Genomic DNA, 2,616 nt, shown 5'->3' on the forward strand with positions numbered 1-2,616 from the left:
TGATCTTTCTTTGTGATTCTGTATTTGTGCACTACTGTAGAAATATATCGTAGAAACGCTTTGTTTGCTAAATGTTTAGTTCTTTCCATTTACTAAAAAACATAGCTTCATACACTTAATATCATATTCGTTACATTGCAAACTATTATTTTGTCTTCTGTACAGGCAAACTACTAAAAATCAATTCAGCAACTTTTACATATCCTTTTGAGTTTGGATGAATTAAATCCTTAGACCAAAGCGTATTGTCATTAACTAAATGATGATTCCAAAAATCAACATGATGAAGCTTATACTCTCTGCTCAGTGAATGTATAACTTCATTTGCCTCTAATAATTGTTCTTTTATTTCTTGTTTTTTTTCAGAAGCAAAAGGAAGCCTAACTGTAAAATCAGGAAGGTTTGCTATAATAATATCAGCCCCTGCTTTACTTAATGTATCTATCATAAATTCCATATCGTTCTTATATGCATCATGATTCCAACGTCCTTTTAAAACATCGTTTGCCCCTGCAATGAGACTAACCAAATCTGGATTAAAAGTTAACGCCTTTTCCAATTGCTGCAAGCGAATTTCTTCAGTTACTAACCCACGCTTTGCAAAATTGGCATATTCTATATCTTTTTCACACAGTTGAACAAAATGATCTACCCAGCTTTTTAATGCAATTCCCTCAACTTCATCCCCTATCCCCTCTGTAAAACTATCACCAATTGCTACAAATCGCTTCCACATATGTATTCCCCCTTTATTTTTAAACATATCTATACTATACAATAGCTCACACCGTAATTGTTATTTCTAAGTGGTTTTCGATTTCAATTATATTCCACTTTACTATATTTACATTTAGAATCCAAAATTGACCGATTCCCAAGTATACTAAGGAATCGGTCATATTCGTATATTTACTAAAGAAATAAAATCCCTCTAGGACTTATACTTTTTTCAAAAAATTTGTTGTTCTTTGTTTTGCCCAGTTGATACATTTCTTTTCGATTACATGATACGAAACTATAGAAAAAAGTAGTGTCATTGCAATGCACAAAGTAAGAAGAAAAAATTACACCCTGACATTCCAAGCTATCCACATAAGAATCTATAGTGCTTTGAAACCTTTTGTTTCAAACTAATATTTAGTTGTATCCTATAAAATTAGCTTTTTACTATATCAATCGTACGATCCCACATACCACTAAAAAAAGATCCTGTTTTACGTATAAAACGTGTAAGCCAATTTGCTTGTTCCACATCAGATTTTGTTACAAGGTCTATTTGTAATGAATTACCTGATAAGAACCCAGGATCTGTATTATCTTTAGACGAGATAATCATTTTACTAATTGTTACACCTTTTTTAATAGGCGCTTCTTGTTCCGTATTCGATACTTTAAATTCTTTTTTATAAATGTCTTTATTGCCCTTCGGCATTGGAAGTGAAACAGCTTGCTTCGTTTGAACTACTACATCTTTGTCTTTTGCATTTGCCACTCGAACTGTTTCATGTCCTTTTATTACTGAATCTTTTCCGTAGACATTCTTCACTTCAAAATTCGCAAATCCATAATCGTATAATTTCTTTGTTTCATCAAAACGTGCCGTATGAGATTTTGCTTTTATCACTACAGAAATTAGTCGCATACCATTTCTTTCTACTGTACCAGTGAAACAATCTCCCGCTTCTGGAGTCGTTCCTGTTTTCAAACCATCTACACCTTCATATTGCTTAATTAAGCCTTTTAACATCCAGTTAAAGTTCGCCATATCAATTGGATATTTACCACCCTCTTGGAATGTTTTTTTAGGAATTTTTGCTGTATTTAATATTTGGGGAAAATCTTGAATAAGACGTTGTGCTAAAATTGCACAATCCCTTGCAGACATTTTATTTTTCTCTTCTAGAGTTGTCCCTTCAAGATGATATCCTTTTAAATCTTGATTTGTTAAGCCAGTAGAGTTTACAAACTTATAATCTTTCATACCAAACTCTTTTGACTTATCGTTCATCATTTTTACAAAATTGACCTCTTTACCAGCAATCTGTTCAACTAAAGCAATTGTTGCACCATTTGCAGAGTAAATTGCCATTGCCTCATATAACTCTTTTACCGTATAAGAGCCACCATTTTCTAATGGAACATTTGATAGTGAACGATCTTGCGAAATCTTATGTGCATATTCAGAGATTTTAACTTTTTGATCCCATTTAAGTTTTCCTTTATCCACCGCTTCATGAACTAAGTATTCGCTCATCATTTTTGTCATACTAGCAATTGCCAATGATTCATCTGCATTTTTTTCATATAAAATTTTTCCAGAATTTGCTTCTATTAAAATTGCTGACCCTGCTTCAACGTCTATAGCAGGATCTGTTTCCGCTGCTGCTTTTCCAATTGTAACGACCATGCTACAAAATATTGTAAGCACTGTTACTATCGCAATAACTCTATTGCAAAACATACCTTTCACTTCTGTTACCTCCAATTTCTTTGTACTTAAAAAAAGCGTTATTCTAACATAATCCCGCAAAAAAATAGAAAGTGTTCTCAAATTGTATATACATATAAAACGTTAGAATCGCTTTCATATAGACCATCTCATCCGACATTTTCAGG

2 protein-coding genes and 1 pseudogene are annotated in these 2,616 nt (G+C 32.6%); all 3 read right to left on the reverse strand.

From position 1 onward, the window contains the following. Positions 1-145: 145 nt before the first annotated feature. A complete protein-coding gene (locus tag ACQGS6_RS26150; protein WP_000265873.1) occupies positions 146-736 on the reverse strand; it encodes an SGNH/GDSL hydrolase family protein in 591 nt (196 codons plus the stop codon). A 202-nt stretch (positions 737-938) separates the two neighbouring features. Then, positions 939-1,064: pseudogene (locus ACQGS6_RS26155) on the reverse strand (acyltransferase family protein); the annotation flags it as partial. A gap of 92 nt (positions 1,065-1,156) precedes the next feature. Next, complete coding sequence (locus tag ACQGS6_RS26160) at positions 1,157-2,470, reverse strand: D-alanyl-D-alanine carboxypeptidase family protein (RefSeq protein WP_000677707.1); 1,314 nt, start codon at positions 2,468-2,470, stop codon at positions 1,157-1,159. Between the last annotated feature and the right edge of the window lie 146 nt (positions 2,471-2,616).

Origin of the sequence: Bacillus sp. GMs2/2, assembly GCF_050172095.1 — a bacterium.
Classification (GTDB): domain Bacteria; phylum Bacillota; class Bacilli; order Bacillales; family Bacillaceae_G; genus Bacillus_A; species Bacillus_A cereus.

What these genes read in the sequence shown, in the direction of transcription:
- ACQGS6_RS26150 (WP_000265873.1), bottom strand. Translation starts at nt 736, where the DNA reads ATGTGGAAGCGATTTGTAGCAATTGGTGATAGTTTTACAGAGGGGATA.